A 24,018-nucleotide genomic window follows, 5' to 3' on the forward strand; every position below is an offset into this window, starting at 1 on the left:
ATGGAGTGCGGGGAGACCGCGCGACCCCGGCTGATACACCGTCAGGCGGGGCCGAACACTCCCGACGGCAGCCGTGCCACGGAGTCCACGAGCGCGTGCACCGCCGGTGACCAGGGACGTTCCTGTGGGCCGCACAGCACGAGGCTTCGGCTGTGGTGCGGGGTGACCGGTACCAGGACGAGGTCGTCCGGGATCAGTGGACGGGAGACCCGCGGCAGGATGGAGACACCGAGGCCCGCTTGGACCATGCTGATGAGGGTCGGCAGGTCCCGTACGCGGTGGGCCGGGGTGTACTCCTCGCCCGCCAACCGGTGGATGGTCCGGATGTGCCGCTCGCAGCCGTTCGGCGAGAGGACCAGCGGGTCGTCCGCCAGCTCGGTGACGTGTACGGACTTCTCGCCCGCCAGGGGATGATCCTGGGGGAGCAGGGCGAGGAAGGGGTCGGTCACCAACGGCGCGCCGGTGTCGTCCGGCGGGTCCACCACGACGGCCGCGTCCGCCGCCGCGCTCGCCAGCCACGCCTCGGTCTCCTCGCCACTGCCCTGGAAGACGCGTACACGGACGGCGGGCAGACGCTCCTCCCAGTGACGCAGCAGCGAGGGCAGCAGGCCCTGGCACACCGTCGGGGTGGCGGCGAGGCGTACAGTGCCGCTCGTCGTCGCGTCGTGCAGCGCCGCCGCCTCCCGGATCGCGTCCGACGCGGCCAGTGCGGAACGGGCGTGGGCCAGGATCGCATCGCCAAGTGTGGTGGTACGTACGGGAGTTGAGCGGACGATCAGTGGACCGGCGAGGGTGCGTTCCAGCGAGGCGACGGCATGCGAGACGGCCGACTGGCTCAGGCCCAGGTCCACCGCCGCCGTACCGAAACCGCCCGCGTCGACGACCGCGACGAAGGCGCGCAACTGCGGCAGGTTGAGCGTCATGCCGTCCCCACCCCACCCCATGCCATGAGGCCCCCTCATGAGCCATCGAAGATCCGCGTTGGACTCATTTTCCCCGACCGGAAAAGGTCATGAGCAGTCACCCCCGCTCCTCTTGGAAGGCGTCGTCCCATGCCCTACATCCGTGTCACCGTCTCCGACCCCGACCTGGCGCCCGCCCGCCGCGACGCCCTCGCGCAGGGCCTGACCGACCTGGCCGTAGCGGCGCTCGGAAAGTCAGCCGCCCGCACCACCGTCCATCTGAACCTCGTCCCGGCCACCGACTATTTCGTCGCCGGACGCGCGGTACGGGAAGCCACCGGCGCCCATGTGGAGGTGAGCATCACCGCAGGCACGAACAACGCCGCCGAGAAGGCGCGATTCATCGCCGAGGCCCATGAGTTGCTGCGAACCACCTTGGGCGCGCTGCCGCCCATCGCCGGGGTCGCGCTCTATGAACTCGACCCGGAGGGCTACGGCTACAACGGGATCACGCAGTTGGACCACTACGGGCGGGTGGCTCGGAGTGTCCCGGACGCGAGCTGAGTCCCCTCCCGGGCGTACGCCTTTGAGGGGACGATCGGGCCTGGTCTCCGTGGCTACCATCGCCGGATGGATCACTCGTTGCCGCGCCCACCGTGGCTGAGGCGGTTGCCTGCGGCTGTGTGGACGGCCTCGGCGTGGTGTGCTGCCGGGCTGTTCGCGCTCGTTCTCTTCGCCACCACGACGTATCAGTTCCGCACGCAGTCGGGGTCGCCGGTCCTTGTCGGCCTCGGGCTGCGGGTGGGCCTGGCCGTGGTGTTGTCGCTGGTCGTCATCGGGGCCCGGCGTCGGCCGGTGACGGTGTTCGGGGTGCTCCTGGCTGAATCGACGGTGACACTCACCCTCGGCGAGAGTACGTGGCCGTTCTTCGTGGCGGCGGACGTTCTGCTCTGCCTCATCGCGACCACCCGCCGACGCCGAACCTCCTTTGTGGCGGCGACAGTTGAGCTGGCCGTGTGGCTCGGGCAGTGGGCGGCCACGGACCACGGCCAGGCGGAGTTCAGCGACTTCCTGAGCACCTTGCTGGCCGTCGTGGCGGGCATCGTCATACCCTTCGCGATCGGCAACTCGATCCGGCAACAACGCGTGTACGGCGAAGCCCTGCGCACGCACGCCGCCGCGCGGGCGGTGACGGAGGAGCGGCTGCGTATCGCCCGCGAACTGCACGACATGGTCGCCCACAGCATCGGCATCATCGCCATCCAGGCCGGTGCGGCGGGCCTGGTCATCGACACGCAGCCGGAAGGCGCCCGCAAGGCGTTGGGGATCATCGAGAGCACCAGCCGCGAGACGCTGGCGGGGCTGCGGCGCATGCTCGTATCGCTCCGCCGTGCCGAAGCCGACGCCGAGTCCGATCAGGCAGTTGCCGTTTCGACGACGGGTCTTGAGGGCGTCGAGCGGCTGGCCGCGACCGCGTCGGCCGCCGGGGTGCGGGTCGACGTCGACTGGCTGGGGGTACGGCGTCCGGTGCCGCCCGAGATCGATCTGGCCGCCTTCCGGATCATCCAGGAGTCGGTCACCAACGCGGCACGGCACTCCGGCGGTCGGCACTGCCGGGTGTGCGTCGAGTACCGCGACGAGGAGCTGGCGATCGAGGTCGTCGACGACGGGCACGGTCCCGCACGCGCCGCTGCCGGGACCGGCCTCGGGATATCCGGCATGCGCGAACGCGTCGCCCTGCTGGGCGGCCGGTTCAGCGCCGGGGCCGGGCCCGAGGGCGGCTTCCAGGTGGCGGCTAGGCTCCCGGTATGACGATCCGTGTCCTGCTCGCCGACGACCAGGAGCTGGTGCGCGCCGGTCTCCGTATGGTCATCACCGATCTGCCCGACCTCGACATCGTCGGGGAGGCCGGAACGGGTGCCGAGGCGGTGCGGCTCGCCGGTGAACTGCGGCCCGACGTCGTGGTGATGGACATCCGTATGCCCGGCATGGACGGCATCCAGGCGACCCGGGTGATCTCTGAGACAGCGACGGCACCTCCACGCGTGCTCATGCTCACCACCTTCGACGACGACGAGAACGTCTACGCCTCGCTGCGCGCCGGAGCGAGCGGGTTCCTGGTCAAGGACATGGCGCTGGTGGACATCATCGCGGCGATCCGGGTGGTCGCGGCGGGCGACGCCCTGATCGCGCCGAGCGTCACCCGCCGTCTCATCCAGGAGTTCGCCGAACGGCCGCCGTCCGCCGCGCCCGGGCGGCGGATCGACGGCGTCACCGAGCGGGAACGCGAAGTGCTGACCCTGGTCGGGCGGGGCCTGTCCAACGGCGAGATCGCCGCTCACCTCTTCATCGGCCCCGCCACGGCCAAGACCCATGTGGCCCGCCTGCTCACCAAACTCGGCGCCCGCGACCGCGTGCAGCTCGTCATAGCCGCGTACGAAGCGGGCCTGGTCTCACCGGGGTCGTCCTGATCCCGCCCCGAACCGGCAGCAGTATCAGGGGTGTTGGAAGGTGACCTCGGGGTTCGCCGCTGACGGTCCGTCAAGCAGCGGTTGCGCGATGCCCTTCAATTGCAGATCGAAGAAGGCCGAGACGTAACCCCGTGTGATCTCCTCCGAGCGTTGCGCGGAGAGCACGCCCGGGTGCGGTCTACCCGCCGCCTCGCTCAGGACCGGCATGTCGGTGAAGCTGCCGTGGTCGGCACTGGCGACGGTCAGCCAGCGCTTCCAGCCGTTCAGGGCGGTCCAGCCGGCGTCCCAGGTCTCGTCCCGGCCCGGCGCCATGTAGTCCGCGCCGAGCATCAGGAAGGGGCGGCCGCCCAGACCGGCGGCGGGTATCCGCTCGAAGAACGTGCCGTCCAGGTTCACTCCGGCCCGCACCCGTCCGTCCTCGGCCATGGTCGCGGCGGCCGCGTCACCGCCGATGGAGTGGCCCGCCATACCGATCCGCTTCGGGTCGATCATGTGGGCCGCGCGCCAGGCCGGGTGGTGTCCGGTCAGCTGGTCGAGCACGAAGGAGCTGTCCTTCGCCCGGCTGCGTGCGACGGCCGGGGTGCCGCCCGGCGGAGGTACGTCGCAGATGACGCAGGTGGCGGTGTGCCCGTCGGGGAAGGTGATGCCGGGTGCCTCGTAGGTGTGGTCGACGAGCGCCACCACGTATCCGCGGCTCGCCAGCTCCTCCGAGAGACCGGTGAGCGTTGCCCGCGGGAATCCGAGGCCGGGCGAGAGCAGCACCAGCGGGAACCTGCCGGGCGCCGGGCGGGCGTCGGTGTGCGCCCAGGTGCGGGTCGCGGTCAGGACCTCGGGCGGGTAGCCGGAGCCCGGAGCCTTCTCGTCCAGGAACAGCTTGGCCTCCTCGGTGGTCATGTACGCGGCGGGTCCGCCCGATCCGGGGCGGGCGGGGTAGTACATCGACACCATCAACTGCCGTGCGCCCGCCGCCGGGACCCAGGGGTCGGTGCGATGGGTGTCGACGAGGTGGAGCGTGCTGCGCCCGACCGCGTGCGGGCCCGTCGGACGGGGCAGCCGGGGCACGGCGAGCGTGCTGTGGGTGCCGGCGGAAGGTGCGGCGGCGAAGGTGGCCGGGGTCGCGGAGGCCACCCCGGCGACGGGCAGCGGCAGGACGAGCGCGAGCGCGGCGGCCGCGGCGGTACGACGGATTCTGTTCATGCCCAGGACGCTAGGTTCCGAGCACATCTCCTGGCGTCCGCTCCGGAGCGGACCATCGCGTCCCCTCACAGGTTTACGGAGTGTCCCCCTCTGGGTGGACGGCCGGGTGGATGGCAGGTGAACCTTCGGAAGTTCTCCCTATACGCAATTCCACATACATATCGAAGGGCATTGTTTTAAGCCACCATCGGTCCCGAAGGGCACACTCGATTTGGAGCTGTGTCAACTGTGTTCCATGATGTGGACGAGCGTCGGTGGGGGATCGGCGCTGCCCGGGTGCGTGAAGTGCACGTATCCCGAGGAAAGTTGAACGGTGAAGCAGGCGGGTCTGGGGGCGACCCGGTCTGTTGGCTCGCCCATGCCCCGGCCTCTCTTTTCTTCACCTCTCTTTAGGAAAACGCCGCATGCCCGTCCATCAGGTTTCGGACCTCATACGTTTCGCCCGTGACCACTCTCCTTTCTACGCGGATCTCTACGCGGACCTGCCGCCCGAGGTCGACCGCATCAGCGACCTTCCGGTGGTGGACCAGAGCGCTTTCTGGGCCGCCAACACCCTGCACGACAACAGTGTTCTGACCGCTCCCCTCGGGGAAGCCGTCGTGTTCAAGACCGGTGGCACCACGGGTGCGCCGAAGTTCTCCTGCTACACCCGGGAGGAGTGGCAGGAGTTCGTGACCGCGTTCGGTGCCGGGCTCGTCGACGCGGGTCTGCGCCCCGGACACCGGGTGGCCGATCTCTTCTACGCCGGTGAGCTCTACGCCAGCTTCCTGTTCATCCTGGACTCGCTCGCGCACGCCCCCGTCGCCAACGTACGGCTGCCCATCGGCGGCGGTGCTCCGCTGGAGTCGACGGTCCCCACCCTTGAGGACTTCGCCGCACAGGTCGTGGCCGGTACCCCGACCACCCTGTGCCGCCTCGCCGAGCACCTGATCTCGCTCGACCGTCAACTGCCCGCCGTAGAGCTGCTGTTCTTCGGCGGTGAAGCACTCTTCGACGACCAGCGCCGTCTGCTCGCGGCCGCCTTCCCCAACGCCGAACCCCGCTCGCTCGGCTACGCCAGCGTCGACGGCGGCCTCCTCGGCCGACCGGTTCCCGGCCCGGACCCGCGCACCCACCGCGCGTTCACCCCGCACACCGTCGTCGAGATCCTCGACGACGAGACCGGCGAGCCGATCCGCGAGACCGGCCGGGCCGGACGCGTAGTCGTCACCCAGCTCTTCCGCCGCCTCATGCCCGTCATCCGCTACCCCGCAGGCGACCGCGCGGAGTGGACCGACGTCGAAGGCGGTGTCTTCCGCATCCTCGGCCGCGCCGAGGAAGGCGTGCGCGTGGGCCCCGTGTCGCTGTACGCGCAGGACGCCCAGGCCGCCGTCGCCGAGGCCGACACCGAGGGCCGCGTGATGGGCATGCAGCTCGTCGTACGCCGTTGGGAGGGCCGCGACGGACTCGTGCTGCGCCTGGCCACCGCCCCCGGCGACGACGACCCGGCCGACCTGGAGGTCCTTGCCAAGGCGGTCGTCACCGAGCTGAACGACGCCCGCCCGTTCTACCCCGACTGCGTCGCCGCCGGATTCGTCCACCCGCTCCACGTCGAATGGGCGCGCCACCGCGACCTCGTGGTCAACCCCCGCTCGGGCAAGCTCGTCCGCGTGATCGACGAGAGGCCGACCGCATGACCACCCCGACGACCCCCGACCGCCGCCTCCCGCTCGTCCTGCGCAACCGCGCCTTCGGAACGGTATGGCTGGGCCAGGTGTTCACCCAGGCCGCGGTGCGTATGTTCCAGGTGGGTATCTCCTGGTGGCTCATCGCGTACGCCGCGTCCGGCTCGGGCGGACTCGCGTCCGGGCTGTTCATGGCGGTCAGCACGGTGCCCGCCGTGGCGCTCGCGCCGCTGGTCGCCCGCACCATCGCCCGTTACGCCCACCGCTCGCTGCTGCGCGCCGCCGCAGGTGGTGCGGGAGCGATCGCGACTGTTCTGGCCGTCTGGGCCTGCGCGAGCGATCTGCCCATCGTGGCGGCGTACGCGGCGACCCTCGCCCTCGCCACCTGCCAGGCGTTCTTCGACCCCTGTCTGACCACGTCCGTGCCCGAGCTCGTGGACGACGAGGACATCGAGGCCGCGACCGGCTTCGAACTGTCCACCCAGTCCCTGGCGAGCCTCGGCGGTGCCCTGCTCGGCGCCCTCATCGTGGACAAGGCCGGTGTGGCCGGACTCGCCGTCGGCTGCGCCGCCGCGTACGCGACCGCCGCACTGCTCATCGCGACCGTACGGTTCCGTACGGCCGATGACACCGCCGACGCCGGAGCGGACGCGACCGGGGGAGAGGCGCCGCAGCGGACGCTGCGTCAGATCCTGGGCTCGCTGCCCTACGTACGCGCGATCCTGCTCTGCTTCGCCGCCGCCAACCTCTTCACCACCGCGGTCTTCGTCGTGATGCCGCTGTACACCGCCTCGGTGCTGCACGGCGACGGCAGCACGGTGGCGCTCCTGGAGGCGTCGCTCGGCGCGGGCACGCTCATCGGCTCGTTCACCGGCGCGCGGATACCCGGGCGGCCCACCGTGGTCGGCTCGATCTGCCTCGCCACGATGGCCGTCGTGCTCGCCGTGCCCGGCCTGGTCGCCGCGCGGCCCGTCATCGCCGGTTCCCTGCTGGTGACCGGTTGGTGTGTCGGTGTGATCGGCGTCCGCTTCGTGGCGCTGTTCCAGCGGCTCGTCCCGGCCGCCGACAAGCCCGCGTTCTTCGCCGTCATGCAGGCCGTCCTCGGCGCCACCTTCCCGGTCGCCTCGCTGCTCTTCGGCCTCCTCGGCGACCATCTGTCCGCCCAGACGCTGTGCCTGATCCAGGCGGCGGGGCTGGTGCCCGCGGCCGCGTTCCTGGGTCTGCTGGGCGACAACCCGAAGGCGACGGACATGTCTGACGATTCGTCAACTGCTGCCCCGGAGCCGGTCACCGTCGGAGGCGCCCGATGACCGCCACCATCGAGCAGGCCACCCCCGCCGACATCGCCGACCTGCGCCAGCTCTACTACGCGGTGTACGGCCCGCACTACCCCACCGCGCTGGGCACCGACCCCGCCGAGATGTCCCGGCTCATCCAGGACCCGCACACCCTCTGGCTCGTCGCCCGCTGCGCCCGCACCGGCGCGCTCGCCGGGTCGGCCGCGGTCCACGGCGAGCCCGGCAGCCGCATCGGCCGGCTCGAAGGGCTCGCCGTCCACCCCGACCAGCGCGGCTCGGGGCTCGCCGGACAGCTCACCGAGGCCCTGTGCGCCCGTACCCTCGGGGCCGGGACGCTCGACTCGGTGTACGCCACGGTCCGCACGGTCAGCGCCGGACCCCAGCGTGTGGTGGCCCGCAACGGCTTCCGCCCGATGGGCATCCTGCCCAACGCCGTGGATCTCAGTAGCCGCGAAAGCCTCGCGCTCTACGCGCGTCACTCGCCCGGTGTCCTCGACCGGCGCGTCCCCGTCGCCGAGGTGCCCGCGTCGCTCGCGCCCCTGCTGCGTACGGTCGAGGGGAGCCTCGGCATCAGCTACGCGGACACCCGGCCCACCGCGCCGCAGCCCGTACCCGCCGGGTCCGCGCCGGCTCCGCTGGAGATCGTCGAGGCACCGGCGTTCGTGCGCCGCCACTTCCATGAGCGCTTCCCCGAACCCGGCCGCTGGTTCTACCCGTTGCACACCCCGAACATCCTGCTCACCCCGGACGACGGCGGCTTCGAGGTGTACGCGTACCTCAACCGCGTCGGCGGGTACTGCGCGTTGGTCACCGCCCACCCCGACCCGGCGTTCGCCGCGGGCTGGCTGGAGTCGGTCACCCGCACCCTCACCCGGGCCGGCGCCGGATACGTCGAGGCGCTGGTGCCGCTGGAACACCACGCCGCGCTGTCGGCGTTCGGTGCCCAGGGCTTCATCGCCGGGGCGCTGTATCCCGCGATGCGCCGGGACGGCGACGGCTTCCACGACTACGTGGTGATGTCCCGTACCACCGAGCACATCGACTTCCGCGGTGTGGTCGTCGACACACCGCTCCAACCCTTCCTCGATTCCTATGTGTCGGCCTGGGCGTCGACCTATCTGCCCTCCCGTGAGGTTGCCTCATGACCCCCTCGAACCCCCATCTCGCGCCCGTGGACGTCCCGGACGCCGCGGCCCTGGCCCGGGTGCAGCAGCTCTGCGACCTGACCGAGCCGTACGCCTGCGGACCCGCCGAGGACGAGCTGTTCGCCGCCGCCATGGCGGAGTCCAACGCCTGGCACCGCGAGCGGTCGCCGTTCTTCCGGAGCCTGTACGACGGCGAGCGCCAGGACACGCCGTACGACGCGCCCCTGGTGCACGCGAACTTCTTCAAGCGCCACGAAGTCCTGTCCATCCTCGAGGACGACGTCCATCTGCATCTGACCTCCTCCGGCACCACCGGGCAGAAGTCGCAGATGTTCTTCGACGAGTGGACCATCCGCTCCGCCCAGCGCATGGTCGCCCGTATCTTCGAGCGCAACGGCTGGATCACCCCGGACCAGCAGGTCAACTACCTGCTCTACAGCTACGAGCCCGCCCGCGACCTCAAACTGGGCACCGCGTTCACCGACAACTACCTGTGCGACTTCGCACCGGCCCGCGAGGTCGAGTACGCCCTGCGCGCCACCGGCAACGGGCACGAGTTCGACCCCTTCGGCTGTGTCGCCGCGCTGCGCCGCTTCGCCGAGGACGACGCGCCCGTACGCATCCTCGGTTTCCCCGCCTTCCTCTGGTTCACCCTGGAGCGGATGCGCGCGATGGGTCTGCCGCCGCTCCAACTGCCCGAGGACTCCCTGATCATCCTCGGCGGCGGCTGGAAGGGCCACACCGACCAGCAGATCGGCAAGCACGAGCTGTACGCCCGGGTCACCGAGCAACTGGGCATCCCCTCCGAGCGGATCCGCGACACCTTCGGCTCCGTCGAGCACTGCATCCCGTACATCGAGTGCTCGCACCACAACCTCCACGCGCCCGTGTGGTCGCGGGTGTTCATCCGTTCCACGCGCACCCTCGAATCCCTCGGGTACGGCGAGCGCGGCTATCTGCACCTCGTGTCCCCGTACATCACCTCGGTACCGGCGCAGAGCGTCGTCATGGGTGACCTCGCCTCGCTCCACCCGGGTGAGGAGTGCGGCTGCGAACTGGACACCGACTGGTTCACCATCCACGGCCGCGCCGGGGTGAGCCGCAACAAGAGCTGTGCCGTGGCCGCCGCCGAACTGATGAAGGGAATGTCATGACCGAGGCAGAGACCGTGATCAACCACCATTACTGGCAGGGCACCTTCATCGGCGACGACGAGGCCGCCCGGCGCCTGGCCACGCTGCCCGCCACCGTCGAGGCCGCGCTCGCCACCCCGCTGGACACCGAGACCGTCCTGGCCGCCTGCGACGCGCTCGCGGGCGCCCTGCGCGACCCCGGCCACCCCGTACGGGAGCGGCTGGCCCCGCACCTGCCCGGCGGCGACGCGGAGGACACCGAGGAACTGCTCGCCGAACTCGCCGCGTTCCTCGGCCGCGACGCGCTCACCCGCAAGCTCCGCCGCGAGCTCGGCGGCACCGCCCCGCAGCGCCTCAGCCGCCCGGACGCCAAGGAGACGGTGTACGAGGCGTGGGCCCCGGTCGGTCTGGTCGCCCACATCGCCCCCGGCAACGCCGCCACCGTCGCGCCGCTCAGCCTGATCGAGGGACTGCTCGCGGGCAACGTCAACATCCTCAAGACCAGCAGCGCCGACACCCTGCTCGCGCAGCATCTGCTCGCCGAACTCGCCGCGTTCGATACGAGCGGCGCCCTCGCCGAGCGGGTCATCGTGCTGCGGTTCTCCTCGTCGCGCGCGGAGTGGCTGCGCCTGATGTGCGCACCCGCCGACGCCGTCGCGGTGTGGGGCGGCGAGGCCGCCGTGGAGGGTGTGGCCGCGCACGTTCCGGCGGGCTGCCGTCTGGTGGAGTGGGGTCACAAGATCTCCTTCGCGTATCTGACGCGGGACGCATGGGCGGACGAGGCGACGCTGACCGCGCTGGCCCAGGACATCTGCGTCTTCGAGCAGCAGGCGTGCTCCAGCCCGCAGGTCGTCTACCTCGACACCGAGGACACGGGCGAGCTGCACGCCTTCGCCGACCGCCTCGCCGCCGCGCTGGCCGTCCAGCCCGCGCCCGTCGAGGACGAGCTCGACCCGGCCGAGTACGCCGAGCTCACCACCACCGAGCACCTCGCCCGCCTGGAGGAACACCTCGGCCTGACTCGCGTCCTGGCCGCCCCCGACGGCACCTGGCGCGTCATGGCCGACACGCGCTCGGCGCTCACCGCGTCCCCGCTGCACCGCAGCGTCTGGGTCAAGCCGCTGCCCCGCAAGAACGTCATCGCCACGCTGCGGCCCATGCGCCGCTATCTGCAGACCGCGGGCATCGCGGGCAGCCGCACCGACATCGCCGAGCTCTCCGCGGCGGTCCTGGCCGCCGGTGCCACCCGGGTCACCCCGGTGGGCGCCATGACCGCCGGCTATGTGGGCGAGCCGCACGACGGTGTGTACGCGTTGCAGCGTTACAGCCGCCGCGTCGCCGTCCAGGCCGACGCCCGCTTCGCCACCACCGCCTGCCTAGACGACCTCGCCCACCGGCCCGCGTTCCCGGCGCCCACCGGACCGCTGCTCGACAAGGCCGCCGTCCAGGAGCTCAACCGGGACGTCGAACGACGCGACGCCGAGCTGTACTTCCGCAGCGGCGGCAGCACCGGCACCCCCGCCCTGTCGCTCTTCAGCTACGACGACTACGACGCGCAGATGCATGCGGCCGCACGTGGTCTGCTCGCTGCGGGCTACGACCCGGCGAGCGACCGCACCGCCAACCTCTTCTACTGCGGCGGTATGTACGGCGGTTTCATCAGCTTCTTCTCCATCCTCGAACGCCTCGGCGGCGTGCAGATGCCGATGGCCGCCGGATCCGACCACCGCGCCACCGCCGAGATGATCGTCGCGTACGAGGTCGACACCCTCTTCGGCATGCCCTCCTACCTGTGGCAGCTCCTGCACGAGGAAGCGGACCTGCTGCGCTCCTACGGCGGCATCCGCAAGATCTTCTACGGGGGTGAGCACTTCACCGAGGAACAGCGCCGCACCCTCACCGAGACGTTCGGCATCGAGGTCGTCCGCTCCATCACATATGGCAGCACCGACCTCGGCCCGCTCGGCTACCAGTGCGTCGAGAGCGGCGGCAGCGTCCACCACCTGCACGCCGATCTGCACACCCTGGAGATCGTCGCCGTCGACGCCGACCGTCCGGTGGCGCCGGGGGAGACCGGCAGGCTCGTCTTCACCACCCGGGCCCGCCGGGGCCAGCACCTCGACCGCTACGTCATCGGCGACCTCGGCCGCTTCCTGCCCGGCGACTGCCCCTGCGGCAACCGCGCCCCGCGCTTCGAACTCCTCGGCCGTCTCGGCGAAGTGATGCGCGTGGCAACGTATTTCCTCAACTACCGCCGGTTCGTGGCCATCGCCGAGGAACACCTGCGCTACAGCGGCGAGCTCCAGGCGGTCCTGACCAGCGGTCCCGCCCGGGAATGCCTCACCCTGCGGATGGAGAGCTCCAAGGCCCCGGACGCGGACGTGGCGCGCGACGCGTTTCTCGCCGCATACCCGGAGGCGCGCTCGGCCGTGGACGAGCGGCTGCTGGACTTCGCGGTCGAGATACTGGACGGAGCCGATCTGGACCGTACGGCGACGAGCGGGAAGCTGCGGGCGGTGGTGGACCGGAGGCGTTAGTCAGCTCGTAGGTCGCAGTAACTCCGCGACCACACAAGCGAGTTCGAGAGACTGCCTGCGGTTCAGGCGGGGATCGCAGGCAGTCGTGTAACGGTGGTGCAGATCGGCGGGGGAGATCCGCTGCGCACCGCCCAGGCACTCGGTCACGTCGTCGCCGGTGAGCTCCACGTGGAGCCCACCGGCGTGCGTGCCGAGCGTGCGGTGCACCTCGAAGAAACCCCGCACCTCGTCGACGACGCAGTCGAAGTGCCGGGTCTTGTAGCCGGTTTCGGAGATCACCGTGTTGCCGTGCATCGGGTCGCACTGCCAGACGACGGTGTGCCCGGACGCGGTGACCTTCTCCACGATCGGCGGCAGCACGTCGTGTACCTCGGTGCTGCCCATCCGGCTGATGAGGGTCAGCCTGCCGGGTTCGTTGCGCGGGTCGAGCCGTTCCACGTATTCGATGGCCTGCTCCGGGGTGGTCGTCGGGCCCAGCTTGAGCCCGATCGGGTTGGCCAGGAGTTCGGCGAACGCGATGTGCGCACCGTCCAACCGCCTGGTCCGCTCGCCGATCCACAGGAAGTGCGAGGACAGGTCGTAGAGCTTCGGGTCGTACGGGCCTGTCACCCGCAGCATGGCCCGCTCGTAGTCCAGGAGCAGGGCTTCGTGACTGGTGAAGAAGCCGTGCTCGTACGGGAGGTGGTCATCCGGGCCGACCGCTTCGGTGGCGACCAACGCGCGCACCATCGTCATCGCGGCGCTGGAGTTGACGTAGGCGCGGAGCATCCGGTGGGGATCGGGAACGCGAGCCTCGATGGTGGCCTCGATCCCGTTGACGATGTCGCCTCGGTAGCTCGGCAGGCCACACGCATCGAGGGGCGCCGAGCGCGGTTTGGCGTACTGTCCGGCGATGCGGCCCAGTGTCACCACCGGCAGCCGTCCCGCGCGGGTGAGTATCGAGGCCATCCGGCTCAACGTGCCTACCGTGCCCGCGATATACCGCTCGGTGGTGTCGGCGAAGGTCTCGGCGCAGTCACCGCCCTGGAGCAAGAACGCCGTACCGCCCGCGACCTCGGCGAGGCGGGACCGCAACTGGTCGACCTCCTCGGCGCGCACCACCGGCGCCACGCCTTCGAGGACGGCCCGCACCTGGTGCGCGGCCTCGATGTCGGGCCACTGGGGCTGCTGCGCGGCGGGACGGGCGAGTGCGTCGTCCACCGCCATACGTAAGTGATCGGGTAGCGGCGACGGCCGCACGGCTCCGAGTCGGGACACCACGGGCGCGTGTCCGGTCAACGATCCCCTCAACGATCCCCCTCGTGAAGCTCGGCATGACCGTGGCCGGAGCCGAATACGTCGTTACGGGTTCGGACGAGCAGGCGGGCAGGGAAGTGGCCTTGTCGACGAGTCGATCTTATCGATTCTGCTCCGTACGACAAATGTCCAATGCCCAGGCCGAGTTGGCGGAGATGGACACGGGTGAACAACGCGACCCCCTTCGCTAGCGTTGATCGAATCGAACGCCTACCTGGTCGGGAGAGGACGTACGCGGTGAGTGGACTGATGCGGGGCAAGGTTGTTCTGGTGACCGGCGCGGCCCGTGGGCAGGGGCGCGCGCATGTGGTGCGGATGGCGGCGGAAGGCGCCGACGTGATCGCCGTCGACGTGTGCGCGACGCTGCCGGGCGTGGCCTATACGTCGTCGGTGCCCACCGACCTCGCGGAGACCGTCGCCCTGGCGGAGAAGTCCGGGCAGCAGGTCATTCCCCTGGTGGCCGATGTCCGGGACCTCGCCGGATTACGGGAATCGGTCGACGGGGCCGTGGAAGCCCTCGGGCGCCTCGACACCGTGGTGGCCAACGCGGGTATCTGTATCCCGTGCGCCTGGGACGAGGTCACCGAGGAGATCTTCCAGGACACCATGGACGTCAACGTACGAGGCACCTGGAACACGGTGATGGCGACCGCTCCCCATCTGGTGGCGGCGGGCGGTGGCTCCATCGTGCTGATGAGTTCGTCGGCGGGCCTGAAGGTGCAGCCGTTCATGATTCCGTACACCACCAGCAAGTTCGCGGTGCGTGGGATGGCGAAGGCGTTCGCCGCCGAGCTCGCGCGGTTCGGCATCCGGGTCAACAGTGTGCACCCGACCGGCGTCGACACCGCGATGGGCAGCCGCGCCATGCTCACCCAGGTCGCCAAGGCGAGCATGGCCGATCCACGGCTGCGGGGCATGCTGGTCAACATGCAGCCGGTCGACGGTATTTCGGTCGAGGACGTGGCCGACGCCGTACTGTTCCTGGCGTCCGACTCCTCCCGTCATGTCACCGCGCACGCGATGGCCGTCGACGCCGGGGTCAGCGAGTTCTGATCCGGGGTGTGGCGCCGACCAGGTTCTCGACGGTCGTCCGCAGACGCTCGCGCAGCACCGCCGGGCTGCTGATGTGCAGGGTGTGCATGCCCAGTTCACGCGCGGCCGTGATGACCGCGATCCGGTCGTCGACCATCAGCGCCTCGCGCGGATCGATACCGCACCGGTCCAGTGTCTCGGCGAAGTACTCGGCCGAGGGCTTCACCTGGCCGACCCGCCACGATGAACAGAGATGGTCGAACAGCCGGTAGTGGTGGTGCCGTTGGTTCTTGAGTTCGTCCCAGTGCGCGGCCTCGTTGTTGGCGAGGACCAGGGTGACCTCCGGATGCTCGCCGGCCACCTCGGCCAGCTCCATGACGTTGGCGCTGTGGCAGCGGACGTTGTCGGTATACCGCCGGTCCACCCACTCCGCGTCGTACGCGCCCACCAGCGGGCTGCCCGCCTCGTCGAGCAGCCCGCGCAGGACATCGTGCACATGGCACACGCCGCTCTCGTAGAGATGCGCCGACGACTGGACGGCCCACAGCAGCCGGTCCGCGTCGACGCGATGGCGGCGCGCGATCTCCGGTACGAACGCGGTCTCCTCCGTGATGTTGTTGAACAGGACGCCACCGGCGTCGACCAGTAATGCCTGAAGCATTGCTCAATTCCCTTTCAGTCGTCGGGCGTATGTGGGAAAGGTGTTCTCTTATGTCGCTCTACCGCGATCTCGTCGGGCGGACCTGGGATTCCGGGACCCGGCAGTGGGCCTTTGCCGACACCGCCCTCTATGCGCTCGGGGTCGGCGCGGGCGCCGAGGATCCCACCAGCGAGTTGGAGTTCACCACGGAGAATTCCGGAAGAGTCGCGCCCGCAGTGCTGCCGACGTTCGCCACCACCCTCGTCTCCCGCGAGGCCCAGCCCGCGCTCGGCGACTTCGATGTGTCGCAGCTGCTGCACACCGAACAGTCACTGACCCTGCACGGCCCGCTCCCCGTCGAGGGCACGGCGTCCACGACCTCCCGGCTGACCGCGCTCAGGGACCGGGGCCGCAGCGCGCTCGCGGTGATCGAGTCCTCGTGCGTGCACCCGCACACCGGCCAGCCGCTCGCCGACCTCCGCACCGGACTGACCATCCGACACGAAGGCGGCTTCGGCGGTGACCCGGGCGAGGAGGAGCCGTGGGAACGGCCGACGGGAGAGCCCGGCCACGAGGTCACCTATCGCACCGCACCCAACCAGGCCCTGCTCTACCGCCTCAGCGGCGACCGCAACCCGCTGCACTGCGACCCCGTGATCGCCGGACGCCTCGGCTTCCGGCGGCCCCTGCTGCACGGCCTGTGCACCTTCGGGTTCGCCGGCCGGGCGCTGCTGCACACGCTCTGCGGCGGCGACACGGGCCGGTTCGGGACGATGTCCGGCCGGTTCACCTCGCCCGTGCTGCCGGGCCAGGACCTGACCGTACGGATCTGGGAGCAGGAAGCATCCGCGCTGTTCGAGGTCCGGTCCGGGCAACGGGTCGTCCTCGATCGCGGCAGGTTCATCCGGCGTGTCCCTGGCGGGAGTTGAGTGCGGTCTCAGCCCGCATCCGCACGTCCGCACGGCTCGGCGAGCGTGTCGACGTACCAGCGAACCGTGCTCCGCACCCCTTCCGGCAGCCCGATGCCCGGCTCCCACCCGGTGGCGCGCAGCCGGGAGATGTCGAGCAGCTTGCGCGGGGTCCCGTCGGGTCTGGCGGTGTCCCAGGTGATCCGACCGGTGAAGCCGACCGCCTCGGCCACCAGCGCGGCCAGGTCCGCGATGCTCAGGTCCTCGCCGACGCCGATGTTGACCGGCGACGGATCGTCGTAGTGGTCCAGCAGATGCAGGCACGCCGCTGCCAGGTCGTCGACGTGGATGAACTCCCGGCGCGGTGTGCCGCTGCCCCAGACCACGACCTCCTCGGCGCCGGAGCGGACCGCCTCGTGAAAGCGCCGGATCAGCGCGGGCAGGACGTGCGAGCGGGTCGGATGGAAGGTGTCGCCGGGGCCGTACACGTTGGTCGGCATCGCGGAGATCCAGCGGCGGCCGTACTGCCTGCGATACGACCGCACCGCCAGCACTCCCGCGATCTTGGCGATGGCGTACGCGTCGTTGGTCTCCTCCAACGGGCCGGTGAGCAGGGCGGATTCGGGGATCGGCTGGGGGCTGTGCTTCGGGTAGATGCACGAGGAACCCAGGAACAGGAGTCGGTCCACGTCGGCCGCGTGCGCCGCCGTGAACAGGTTCGTCTGGATTCTGAGGTTGTCGTTGAGGAACTCCACCGGCTCCGCGTCGTTGGCGGCGATGCCCCCGACCCGGGCGGCCGCGTCGATGACGACGGCGGGCCGGATCGAGGTGATCCGGTCGAGCGTGGCTTGGGCGTCGGTGAGATCCACGTCCTTGGAGTGGATCCCGACGACCGAGGTGAACCCCTCGGCTTCGAGGCGGCGGAGCACGGCCGAGCCGACGAGTCCGGACGAGCCCGCGACCAGCACGGTCGCCGAGCGGTCGAGGGCAGGCTGAGGTGTGGGCATGGTCATCCTCGTTCGGCGGGCTTGTGCTGAGCAGGCGGTTGTACGGGGCGGACGTCGAGCGGGATCGGCAGCTCAAGCCCCCGGCAGTGCAGCGCTCCGAGCAGGCGCAACAGCGACACCGGCTCCGGCGTCTCCCGCTGGCCGGACGCGATCACCAGCGGATCCTCGATCCCCTCGGCCCGCAGCGTCTGCCGGATCGGCGGGATCAGCACCGGGTGCGGGCCGATCTCCACATATGCCCGGATGCCCCGGCGGGCCAGCACGGAGACCGCCTGGGTGAAGCGGACGGGCCGGCGCAGATTGCGCGCCCAGTAGTCGGCGGTGGCGAGCCCGGCCGGGTCCGGTTCGCCGTCGACGGTCGAGATCCAGGGGACGCGTGGCGCGGCCGGGACGAGATCGGCCAGCGCGTCCCGCATCTCGGGCAGCACGCCGTCCACGAACGGGCTGTGCGAGGCCGCGTTGATCCGGATCGTCCGACACCGCACGCCCTCGGCCTCCAACTCGGCCACCAGCGCCCGGGTCGCCTCGGCCTCCCCGGTGACCACCGTCTCGCTCGGCGCGGAGTGGGCGGCGACGACCACCGTCCCCGGTATCTCCGCGCAGCGGCGCTCGACGGTGTGCCGGTCGAGGCCGACCGTCGCCATCGCACCGCCGCCTCCCGCCCTGGTCAGCAGGCTGGAGCGCACGGTGACGACCCGCGCCGCCTCGGCGAGGGTCAGCGCACCCGCGACATGGGCGGCGGCGACCTCGCCGAGGCTGTGCCCCACGACCGCCGCCGGCCGCAGTCCCAGTGAGCGCAGCCAGTGGGCGGTCGCGACCTGCACGGCGAAGATGAGCGGCTGGGTCGTGTCCGGGCTGCCGGTCTCCCCGTCCGCTGAGCTCATCAGCGGCTCGACGACGCCGAAGGGCAGCAGTGCGTCGAGTTCCGTGAGTACTTTCGCGGCCGCCGGCGACCAGTTGAGCAGGGCGCGTCCCATGCCCGGCCACTGGCTGCCGTGGCCGCCGAAGCACCAGGCGACCCGCGAGGCGGCGCCGTCGGCCCGGCCCGACACCCAGCGCGGACTCGGCAGGCCGTCGGCGAAGAACGACAGCCCCTCGACCAGACCCGCCCGATCCGCGGCCGCGACCGCGAGGCGTTCCTCACCGGGCCGGGACGCGCGGCGCGTGGGCACCAACGACTCGGGCCGGGCGCCATCGGTCAACGACTGCGCCGCCGCTCTCGCCGCATCCGTCAACTCGCCCCGGCCGTCGGCGGAGAACACCAGCAACCACGGCGGGGGAGCCGGTACCGAGCCGTCGGTCGAAACCGCTGCCTCACTGTCGGATGACATAAGCACTCCCAATTTCCGTAAGCCTGACCGGTTTTCATAAAGGATCGACACGTCGTCAGGACTTGCTACCATCGCTTGCGCTGGAAATATCGGACAGTTGCCCGATAACGCCATGCGCGATAACGCCATGCGCGATAACGCGATGCTCGACAACGCGATAAAGGAGTAGAGGAAGCATGCCGGAAACCTCCTTCCAGGGCCAGATCGTCGACACCGAACCCGCCTCCGACGTATTTCTCGTCATCGGCATTCCGGGATCCGGGAAGAGTTCGGTGTCGGACAGCCTGGCCCGTCGGTTCCCGCTCGGTGCGCACATCGAGGGCGACCACCTCCAGGACCTGATCGTGTCGGGGGGACATCTGCCGTCGCCGGAGGAGGACTTGGAGGCAGATCGCCAGCTGCTGCTGCGGGCCCGTAACGCGTCGGTCCTTGCACGCAGTTTCCACGCCGGCGGTGTCGTCCCGGTCATCGACGATGTGGTGGTCCGGCGTGCGCACCTGGAGTTCTATCTGGAGCAGTTGAAGGATCTGCCGCTGCGGTTGATCGTGCTCGCGCCGTCGGCGGACGTGGTGGCCCGGCGGGTCGCCGAGCGGGACAAGGTGCTCGCGGACGACTGGTCGTTCCTGGACGACGCGATGCGTAAGGAACTCGCCGGTCAGGGAACGTGGTTCGACAGCTCCGAGCTGACCCTGAAGGAGACGGTCGACGCCATTCTCGCCTCGGGTTGATGCGCTGAGCACAGGTGCGGCGCGGGGAGTCCGGGCGGATTCCCCGCGCCGCACGCGTGTGTTCCTCAGCTGCCGTCGACACGGCGGACGGCCGTCAGCCAGGTACGCATGAGGTGGGCGCTGCGGTGCAGGAACGCCCGTGCCTCGGGCGACCAGGCCCGGCCCCGGGCCTGCTCGGCGAAGTCCTGCAAGCCGTGGCTGAGGGATTCGTACGCCTCGCGGTAGTCGCTGCCCTGCAGCGGGAACACCCGTAGCCACTCCAGGAGTTCGTCCATGAACCGGATCGCGGGCAGCTCGATGGTGAGGTCGTTGAGCAGGTCGTGTTCATTGCGCTCATGGTTGACCAGCGGACCGCCGAACCGCACCGAGTGGCCCAGATGTTTGGCGCACGCGGCGACGAAGTACCCGCTGAAGATGTCACCGAAGCGCTCCACCGCCGCGCCGCCGATGGGCTGACCCATGCGCAGGAAGTAGTACGCGGGCAGGGCGTCGTGGTGCACGGCGGTGTTCTGGGAGTTGACGGGGCACCAGGTGTTCTTGGCCAGTACGGCGGGTTTGCCGTTGTACGCGGTCACCCTCGGCCGGACCGCGAGCCGGGTCACCGCGTCCACATCGGGATCGTCCAGCCACAGCCCGGCGTTGACACGCACATCCGCCACCTCTTCGGTGGTGGTGACCTCGGTCGCGCTCTCCCGGGGCCCGTAGGGGAAACCCCGGGGGAAGACCCGGCAGGGGTCCACGGTGAGCAGATCGCACGCGTTGAACCAACCGTCGGCCGCCGACACCACGGGGTGGCGCACCGGACCCTGGAGGACGATGCGGTGCTCGTCGAGGAACGGGCGGTCGATCGGCAGGTTGTCGTCGTCCATCGAGACGGCCAGGGCACTGCCGTTCGCGTACGACAGCAGATAGCCGATGTTGCGGCGGTTGTCGGAGTCGTACGGGATCAGCTCGGGCACACCGAGCTTCGCCAGCAGCCGGTCCTGCTCCTCGATATCGGGGGAGACGACCGTGGCGCCCCGGGCGCGGGCCTTGTCACAGGCTTCGTAGAACGACTTGGGCGTCTTGCGGTCGGGTATGACGACGAGTCGGGCACCGCTCTCGGCGAGGGTGTCGGCGTAGTGCTCCAGGAACGATCCGGAGCCGATGGTGGTGATGACGATGTCGATCGCTTCGGTGGACATGTGTGGTCACTCCAAAGTGGGGATGTCCCGCCAGTTCCGCAGGCGGGAGGAGGCGGTGATGAGCGGGGCGCTGAGCCAGAGGAACATCACGACGGTCAAACCGAGCCGTGGGCCGAACAGGCTCCCGAGGCCGCCGCCGACGAGGCCGCCGAAGAAGAGCATGCCGCGGCTGATGAACCGGACGCAGGCGACGGTCCGTTGCAGCAGATCGGGCGGTGTGAGGAGTTGTACGAGCGTTGCCTGGCCGACCGTGAACACGGAGAAACCGGCGTGGAACAGCAGCGCACCGCACAGGAACAGCAGCAACCCCGAGCCGGGCCGGGTCAGGGGCAGCAGCAACCCCGCCGGGGCGAGGACGGCGGCCGGGACCCAGACGGCGCGTGCGGTGCCCAGGCGGCGGCTGACGCGGCCCGCGCTGAACGCCCCGATCAGCCCGCCGATGCCCACCGACCCGAGCAGCATGCCCAGGGTGCCCGGGGCGATCCCGACGTCGTCGGCCAGGAAGATGACGACCAGCGCCTCGTACGCGGCGAAGCAGCAATTGCCGACGGCCGAGCCGGCGATGGAGGCCAGCAGCACCCGCCGCCGCTTGATGAACCGTACGGCCTCGGCAAGTTCGGCCCACAGACCCTCCCCGCACGTCGCGTTGGTGGTGGCCTCGACGTGGGAGCGCATCATCAGGTTGCAGGACGCGGACGCGACGAAGCCCGCCGAGTTGAGCAGCGGAGCGTGCTCGGCTCCGAGCAGCTGCACGGTGAAACCCGCCACCGTCGGCCCGAACGCGAGCGACACCGCGCGGGCGACCTGCAGCCGTATGTTGCCGTAGACGAGTTTGTCCTTCGGTAACATCCGTGGCGGCATGGACAGATACACGATCTCGTAGAACACCGTCGCACAGCTGACCAGGACGTTGGACAGATAGAGGTGCCACAGGGCGAGATGGCCGGTCGCCGACAGGATCGGCACCATGGTCACGATCGCCGCCCGGCCGAGGTCGGCCAGGAGCAGCATCGTCCTCGGCGGCAGCCGCGCGCTGTACACGCCGGCCGGCAGGGTCAGGATCAGCCAAGGCAGATACCCGGCGGCGGTGATGAGCCCGACCTGGCCGACGCTCGCCCCGAGGGTCTGGGCGGCGAGCAGCGGGAAGGCGACCACCGTCGCCATCCCGCACAGCTGGCTGATCCCGCTGCCGATCCACAGCAGGCGGAAGTCCCGCTCGCGGTCGGACTCGGTCGCGAGGGTCACGGTCATGGCGCCACCGGGACCGATCCCGATCTGGCCGATCGCTCGGCGGCCAGCGCGCAGCGCAGCGCGTCGTGGGAGTCGCGCCAGCCGCCCGCGGCCGGGTCGTTCGGCCCGCCTGCCGCCATGGCCAGGAACGCGCGGGCTTGTTCGCGGTAGGCGGTGGCGAAGCGGTCCCAATACCCGTTGAATTGCGCGGTGTTGATGCTTCCCACCCCGACGGGTGCCTCCGCGTGGGTCAGTCCGGCCGCCATGTTGCCCCGTTCGCCCAGCACTTCGGCGCGGACGTCATAGCCCACGGGCTGCCAGCGTCCTGCGGAGAGTGCGGCCAGGGTGCCGTCGTCGAGCCGGACCATCGCCGTGACCGTGTCGAAGTCACCGATGTCCGCCAGCTCGGGCCCGGACAGCGCGGAGCCGTCGGCGACGACCTGGACGATCCTGCGGCCGGTGAGCCACCGCACCATGTCGAAGTCGTGCAGCATCAGGTCGGTGAAGATCGAACCGCTCTCGCGCAGCCGGGCGATGGGCGGCAGCGACACATCGTGCGAGACCAGTCGGAGCAGCTGCACACGGCCGAGCTCTCCTGCGACCGTACGCGCCCGCAGATCGGCGAAGCCGGGGTCGAAGTGCCGCTGGAACCCCACCCACAGAGGCACTCCGCGTTCTTCGGCCGTTCTGCCGAGTTTTTCGGTCCGCGCGAGGTCGATGGCCAGCGGTTTCTCGCAGAGTGTCGGCACCCCGGCCTCGATCAGCGCGCCGACGAGTTCGGGGTGGCTGGTGGTGGCCGCCGTCACCAGCGCGGCGTCGCAGCCGAGGGCCAGCAGCTCGCCGACCGATCCCGCGACGCTCCCAAAAGTCACCGAGCGCGCCACCTTCTCCGCGCGGTCGCGGTCCGCGTCCACGCAGATCAGGCGGTGCGAGCCGAGCGCGTCGAGGTGTTCGGCGTACATCGCGCCGATCTGACCGCAGCCCACGATGCCGACGACCAATCCCGTACTCATCGGCGCACCTCCACGGTCCGGGCGACAGCGGAATGGGCGAGGGCGGCCAGGTCGGTCGTCTCACGGCACGCGCGCAGCCGGGCACCCCAGTACGTCGCCCGCTCGGTGAACCCGGCATCGTCCAGGACCTCGGCGATGCCGCGCCGGACATCCTCGACGCGTACGCAGGGTTGGTCGGACGGGCCGGAGTACCGGTCGCGGAAGGTGAGGCGGCCGTGCGGGGTGGTCTCGCTGGTCCGCAGCAGGACACCCGCTCCCGTTGCCTCGACCAACTGCCGTCCGTTCATCTCCTGTTCGGACATGAACGGCATCACGACCGAGGGTTTGCCGTGCAGCAGGGTGGCGAGGACCGTGGCCGAACCTCCGTGGTTGACCACCACGTCGGCCCAGTCCAGCGGGGTGTCCAGACCGGTGAAGCCCGCCACCGTGACGTTGTCCGGTATCTCCAGGTCACCCTCGAACGCGAAGCCGCTGGAGACGTAGACGCTCCATGGTTGGTCCGCGCACGCGTCCAGTACGTTCTGCAGCGCCTGTCGGCCCACCGTCCCGCCGCTGCCGATGGTGACGTACACCTTGGGTCGGTCCGTACGCGGGGGAGCGGGGCCGTCGGTGGCGGCCACCGGATTCCAGTACATCGGTCCGACGTAATGCAGCTCGCCCCGTTGCGGCGGGCCGTCGAGCGGTTCCAGGTCGGACAGGCTGGACACCAGGGTGACCTCGCCCCACAGCAGGTGCTCCGCCCGCTCCACCGGACCGAGGCTCAGCTCCCGCGACACCTCGTCCCACACCGGCAGGCTCGACGGATGCGGCAACAGGTCGCGCGGCGCGACCGTCGACCAGGGCATCCACCCGTTGGCCTGGGGAGTGATGAAGTCCGCGTCCGCCAGCGAGACCACGGGGATACCTGCGGCCCGTGCGGCGAGAGCGGCGGTCGGGCACATGTCGATGACGACGAGCGTCGGACGGTATTTCTCGATGAGTTCGGCGTCCGCCGCGATCCGGCTCCGCACCCGCTCGATCCGGTGATACGTCGCCGCGACCGCGAACACCCGCTCCACATCGGCGAACGGCAGATACGGCGGCATGGGGTGCCGGTCGGGCGGTCGGGGGGCCTCGGGCTCGGAGTCGAGGACCGGGAAGCCCGCCTCGCGCACCATGGCGTTGATGCCGCAGTCCGCGAACGCCACCTCATCAGCCGCCTCGGCAAGCGCCGAGGCCAGCGCGAGGCACCGGCCCGTGTAGGCCGCGCCGCCTCCCCAGCCCCAGGGGAAGAACAACACTCGCTCGCTCACACGTCCTCCT

General features: G+C 70.4%; 21 protein-coding genes. 11 read left to right on the forward strand and 10 right to left on the reverse strand.

Features of this window, described 5'->3' with window-relative positions:
* Positions 1-41: 41 nt before the first annotated feature.
* Complete coding sequence (locus BG418_RS02390) at positions 42-923, reverse strand: LysR family transcriptional regulator (protein WP_188271941.1); 882 nt, start codon at positions 921-923, stop codon at positions 42-44.
* Between the two features lie 129 nt (positions 924-1,052).
* Between BG418_RS02390 and BG418_RS02395 the strand changes: the two genes are divergently transcribed.
* From BG418_RS02395 to BG418_RS02405, 3 genes are all read left to right on the forward strand, one after another.
* Entirely contained in the window at positions 1,053-1,466 is a 414-nt protein-coding gene (locus BG418_RS02395; protein ID WP_188271942.1) for a tautomerase family protein, read from the forward strand.
* 66 nt (positions 1,467-1,532) lie between these two features.
* Entirely contained in the window at positions 1,533-2,714 is a 1,182-nt protein-coding gene (locus BG418_RS02400; RefSeq protein ID WP_188271943.1) for a sensor histidine kinase, read from the forward strand.
* Complete coding sequence (locus tag BG418_RS02405) at positions 2,711-3,373, forward strand: response regulator transcription factor (RefSeq protein ID WP_188271944.1); 663 nt, start codon at positions 2,711-2,713, stop codon at positions 3,371-3,373. The genes BG418_RS02400 and BG418_RS02405 overlap by 4 nt, the downstream gene beginning before the upstream one ends.
* Before the next feature lie 24 nt (positions 3,374-3,397).
* On the opposite strand, the gene BG418_RS02410 is transcribed toward BG418_RS02405, so the two are convergent.
* The gene (locus tag BG418_RS02410; protein ID WP_188271945.1) at positions 3,398-4,570 is read right to left on the reverse strand and encodes an alpha/beta hydrolase; all 1,173 of its coding nucleotides are present in this window, start codon (positions 4,568-4,570) and stop codon (positions 3,398-3,400) included.
* Between the two features lie 404 nt (positions 4,571-4,974).
* On the opposite strand from BG418_RS02410, the gene BG418_RS02415 reads away from it, so the two are divergent.
* Genes BG418_RS02415 through BG418_RS02435 form a run of 5 tightly spaced genes read left to right on the forward strand, consistent with a single transcriptional unit; the run spans position 4,975 to position 12,347 of the window.
* Entirely contained in the window at positions 4,975-6,246 is a 1,272-nt protein-coding gene (locus tag BG418_RS02415; protein ID WP_188271946.1) for a phenylacetate--CoA ligase family protein, read from the forward strand.
* Positions 6,243-7,544 carry an MFS transporter gene (locus BG418_RS02420; RefSeq protein ID WP_188271947.1) on the forward strand — a complete coding sequence of 434 codons (1,302 nt, stop codon included), beginning with the start codon at positions 6,243-6,245 and terminating at the stop codon, positions 7,542-7,544. The genes BG418_RS02415 and BG418_RS02420 overlap by 4 nt, the downstream gene beginning before the upstream one ends.
* Entirely contained in the window at positions 7,541-8,677 is a 1,137-nt protein-coding gene (locus tag BG418_RS02425; RefSeq protein ID WP_188271948.1) for a GNAT family N-acetyltransferase, read from the forward strand. The genes BG418_RS02420 and BG418_RS02425 overlap by 4 nt, the downstream gene beginning before the upstream one ends.
* A complete protein-coding gene (locus BG418_RS02430; protein ID WP_188271949.1) occupies positions 8,674-9,831 on the forward strand; it encodes an acyl-protein synthase in 1,158 nt (385 codons plus the stop codon). The genes BG418_RS02425 and BG418_RS02430 overlap by 4 nt, the downstream gene beginning before the upstream one ends.
* Positions 9,828-12,347: an aldehyde dehydrogenase family protein gene (locus BG418_RS02435; RefSeq protein ID WP_188271950.1), complete on the forward strand. Its 2,520-nt coding sequence runs from the start codon at positions 9,828-9,830 to the stop codon at positions 12,345-12,347. The genes BG418_RS02430 and BG418_RS02435 overlap by 4 nt, the downstream gene beginning before the upstream one ends.
* Here BG418_RS02435 and BG418_RS02440 read toward each other — a convergent pair whose 3' ends face one another.
* Positions 12,348-13,553, reverse strand: coding sequence for a 3-deoxy-7-phosphoheptulonate synthase (locus BG418_RS02440; protein ID WP_188271951.1), 1,206 nt, complete (start codon positions 13,551-13,553; stop codon positions 12,348-12,350).
* A gap of 327 nt (positions 13,554-13,880) precedes the next feature.
* Here BG418_RS02440 and BG418_RS02445 point away from each other — a divergent pair, with 327 nt between their 5' ends.
* Positions 13,881-14,696, forward strand: coding sequence for a mycofactocin-coupled SDR family oxidoreductase (locus BG418_RS02445; RefSeq protein ID WP_188271952.1), 816 nt, complete (start codon positions 13,881-13,883; stop codon positions 14,694-14,696).
* Here BG418_RS02445 and BG418_RS02450 read toward each other — a convergent pair.
* Positions 14,683-15,336, reverse strand: coding sequence for an HAD-IA family hydrolase (locus BG418_RS02450; protein WP_188271953.1), 654 nt, complete (start codon positions 15,334-15,336; stop codon positions 14,683-14,685). The two genes, BG418_RS02445 and BG418_RS02450, sit on opposite strands and share 14 nt — an antisense overlap.
* Positions 15,337-15,386: 50 nt before the next feature.
* Between BG418_RS02450 and BG418_RS02455 the strand changes: the two genes are divergently transcribed.
* Positions 15,387-16,244, forward strand: coding sequence for a MaoC/PaaZ C-terminal domain-containing protein (locus tag BG418_RS02455; protein WP_188271954.1), 858 nt, complete (start codon positions 15,387-15,389; stop codon positions 16,242-16,244).
* 8 nt (positions 16,245-16,252) lie between these two features.
* Here the strand turns inward: BG418_RS02455 and BG418_RS02460 are convergent, their stop codons facing one another.
* Positions 16,253-17,230 (reverse strand): GDP-L-fucose synthase, encoded by a 978-nt coding sequence (locus BG418_RS02460; RefSeq protein WP_223184220.1) that lies wholly within the window; start codon positions 17,228-17,230, stop codon positions 16,253-16,255.
* Positions 17,231-17,232: 2 nt separating this feature from the next.
* On the reverse strand, positions 17,233-18,561 hold the full coding sequence (locus tag BG418_RS02465) for an acyltransferase domain-containing protein (protein WP_188271956.1): 1,329 nt from the start codon (positions 18,559-18,561) through the stop codon (positions 17,233-17,235).
* Between the two features lie 176 nt (positions 18,562-18,737).
* On the opposite strand from BG418_RS02465, the gene BG418_RS02470 reads away from it, so the two are divergent.
* Complete coding sequence (locus tag BG418_RS02470; RefSeq protein WP_188271957.1) at positions 18,738-19,289, forward strand: AAA family ATPase; 552 nt, start codon at positions 18,738-18,740, stop codon at positions 19,287-19,289.
* A 65-nt stretch (positions 19,290-19,354) separates the two neighbouring features.
* Here the strand turns inward: BG418_RS02470 and BG418_RS02475 are convergent, their stop codons facing one another.
* The 4 genes from BG418_RS02475 to BG418_RS02490 are packed head-to-tail and all read right to left on the reverse strand — an operon-like array spanning position 19,355 to position 24,008.
* Complete coding sequence (locus tag BG418_RS02475; RefSeq protein ID WP_188271958.1) at positions 19,355-20,473, reverse strand: hypothetical protein; 1,119 nt, start codon at positions 20,471-20,473, stop codon at positions 19,355-19,357.
* Positions 20,474-20,479: 6 nt separating this feature from the next.
* Positions 20,480-21,724 carry an MFS transporter gene (locus tag BG418_RS02480; protein ID WP_188271959.1) on the reverse strand — a complete coding sequence of 415 codons (1,245 nt, stop codon included), beginning with the start codon at positions 21,722-21,724 and terminating at the stop codon, positions 20,480-20,482.
* Positions 21,721-22,716: a Gfo/Idh/MocA family oxidoreductase gene (locus BG418_RS02485; RefSeq protein ID WP_188271960.1), complete on the reverse strand. Its 996-nt coding sequence runs from the start codon at positions 22,714-22,716 to the stop codon at positions 21,721-21,723. Before BG418_RS02485 ends, BG418_RS02480 begins: the two co-directional genes overlap by 4 nt.
* Positions 22,713-24,008 (reverse strand): nucleotide disphospho-sugar-binding domain-containing protein, encoded by a 1,296-nt coding sequence (locus BG418_RS02490; RefSeq protein WP_188271961.1) that lies wholly within the window; start codon positions 24,006-24,008, stop codon positions 22,713-22,715. The genes BG418_RS02485 and BG418_RS02490 overlap by 4 nt, the downstream gene beginning before the upstream one ends.
* Positions 24,009-24,018 lie beyond the last annotated feature (10 nt).

It is taken from the genome of Streptomyces sp. CBMA152 (assembly GCF_014596475.1).
Taxonomy (GTDB): Bacteria; Actinomycetota; Actinomycetes; order Streptomycetales; family Streptomycetaceae; genus Streptomyces.

Excerpts from the sequence above, each read along its gene's own strand:
- BG418_RS02390 (WP_188271941.1), bottom strand. The coding sequence starts at position 923 with ATGACGCTCAACCTGCCGCAGTTGCGCGCCTTCGTCGCGGTCGTCGAC.
- BG418_RS02395 (WP_188271942.1), top strand. The coding sequence starts at position 1,053 with ATGCCCTACATCCGTGTCACCGTCTCCGACCCCGACCTGGCGCCCGCC.
- BG418_RS02400 (WP_188271943.1), top strand. The coding sequence starts at position 1,533 with ATGGATCACTCGTTGCCGCGCCCACCGTGGCTGAGGCGGTTGCCTGCG.
- BG418_RS02405 (WP_188271944.1), top strand. The coding sequence starts at position 2,711 with ATGACGATCCGTGTCCTGCTCGCCGACGACCAGGAGCTGGTGCGCGCC.
- BG418_RS02410 (WP_188271945.1), bottom strand. The coding sequence starts at position 4,570 with ATGAACAGAATCCGTCGTACCGCCGCGGCCGCCGCGCTCGCGCTCGTC.
- BG418_RS02415 (WP_188271946.1), top strand. The coding sequence starts at position 4,975 with ATGCCCGTCCATCAGGTTTCGGACCTCATACGTTTCGCCCGTGACCAC.
- BG418_RS02420 (WP_188271947.1), top strand. The coding sequence starts at position 6,243 with ATGACCACCCCGACGACCCCCGACCGCCGCCTCCCGCTCGTCCTGCGC.
- BG418_RS02425 (WP_188271948.1), top strand. The coding sequence starts at position 7,541 with ATGACCGCCACCATCGAGCAGGCCACCCCCGCCGACATCGCCGACCTG.
- BG418_RS02430 (WP_188271949.1), top strand. The coding sequence starts at position 8,674 with ATGACCCCCTCGAACCCCCATCTCGCGCCCGTGGACGTCCCGGACGCC.
- BG418_RS02435 (WP_188271950.1), top strand. The coding sequence starts at position 9,828 with ATGACCGAGGCAGAGACCGTGATCAACCACCATTACTGGCAGGGCACC.
- BG418_RS02440 (WP_188271951.1), bottom strand. The coding sequence starts at position 13,553 with ATGGCGGTGGACGACGCACTCGCCCGTCCCGCCGCGCAGCAGCCCCAG.
- BG418_RS02450 (WP_188271953.1), bottom strand. The coding sequence starts at position 15,336 with ATGCTTCAGGCATTACTGGTCGACGCCGGTGGCGTCCTGTTCAACAAC.
- BG418_RS02455 (WP_188271954.1), top strand. The coding sequence starts at position 15,387 with ATGTCGCTCTACCGCGATCTCGTCGGGCGGACCTGGGATTCCGGGACC.
- BG418_RS02460 (WP_223184220.1), bottom strand. The coding sequence starts at position 17,230 with ATGCCCACACCTCAGCCTGCCCTCGACCGCTCGGCGACCGTGCTGGTC.
- BG418_RS02465 (WP_188271956.1), bottom strand. The coding sequence starts at position 18,561 with ATGTCATCCGACAGTGAGGCAGCGGTTTCGACCGACGGCTCGGTACCG.
- BG418_RS02470 (WP_188271957.1), top strand. The coding sequence starts at position 18,738 with ATGCCGGAAACCTCCTTCCAGGGCCAGATCGTCGACACCGAACCCGCC.
- BG418_RS02475 (WP_188271958.1), bottom strand. The coding sequence starts at position 20,473 with ATGTCCACCGAAGCGATCGACATCGTCATCACCACCATCGGCTCCGGA.
- BG418_RS02480 (WP_188271959.1), bottom strand. The coding sequence starts at position 21,724 with ATGACCGTGACCCTCGCGACCGAGTCCGACCGCGAGCGGGACTTCCGC.
- BG418_RS02485 (WP_188271960.1), bottom strand. The coding sequence starts at position 22,716 with ATGAGTACGGGATTGGTCGTCGGCATCGTGGGCTGCGGTCAGATCGGC.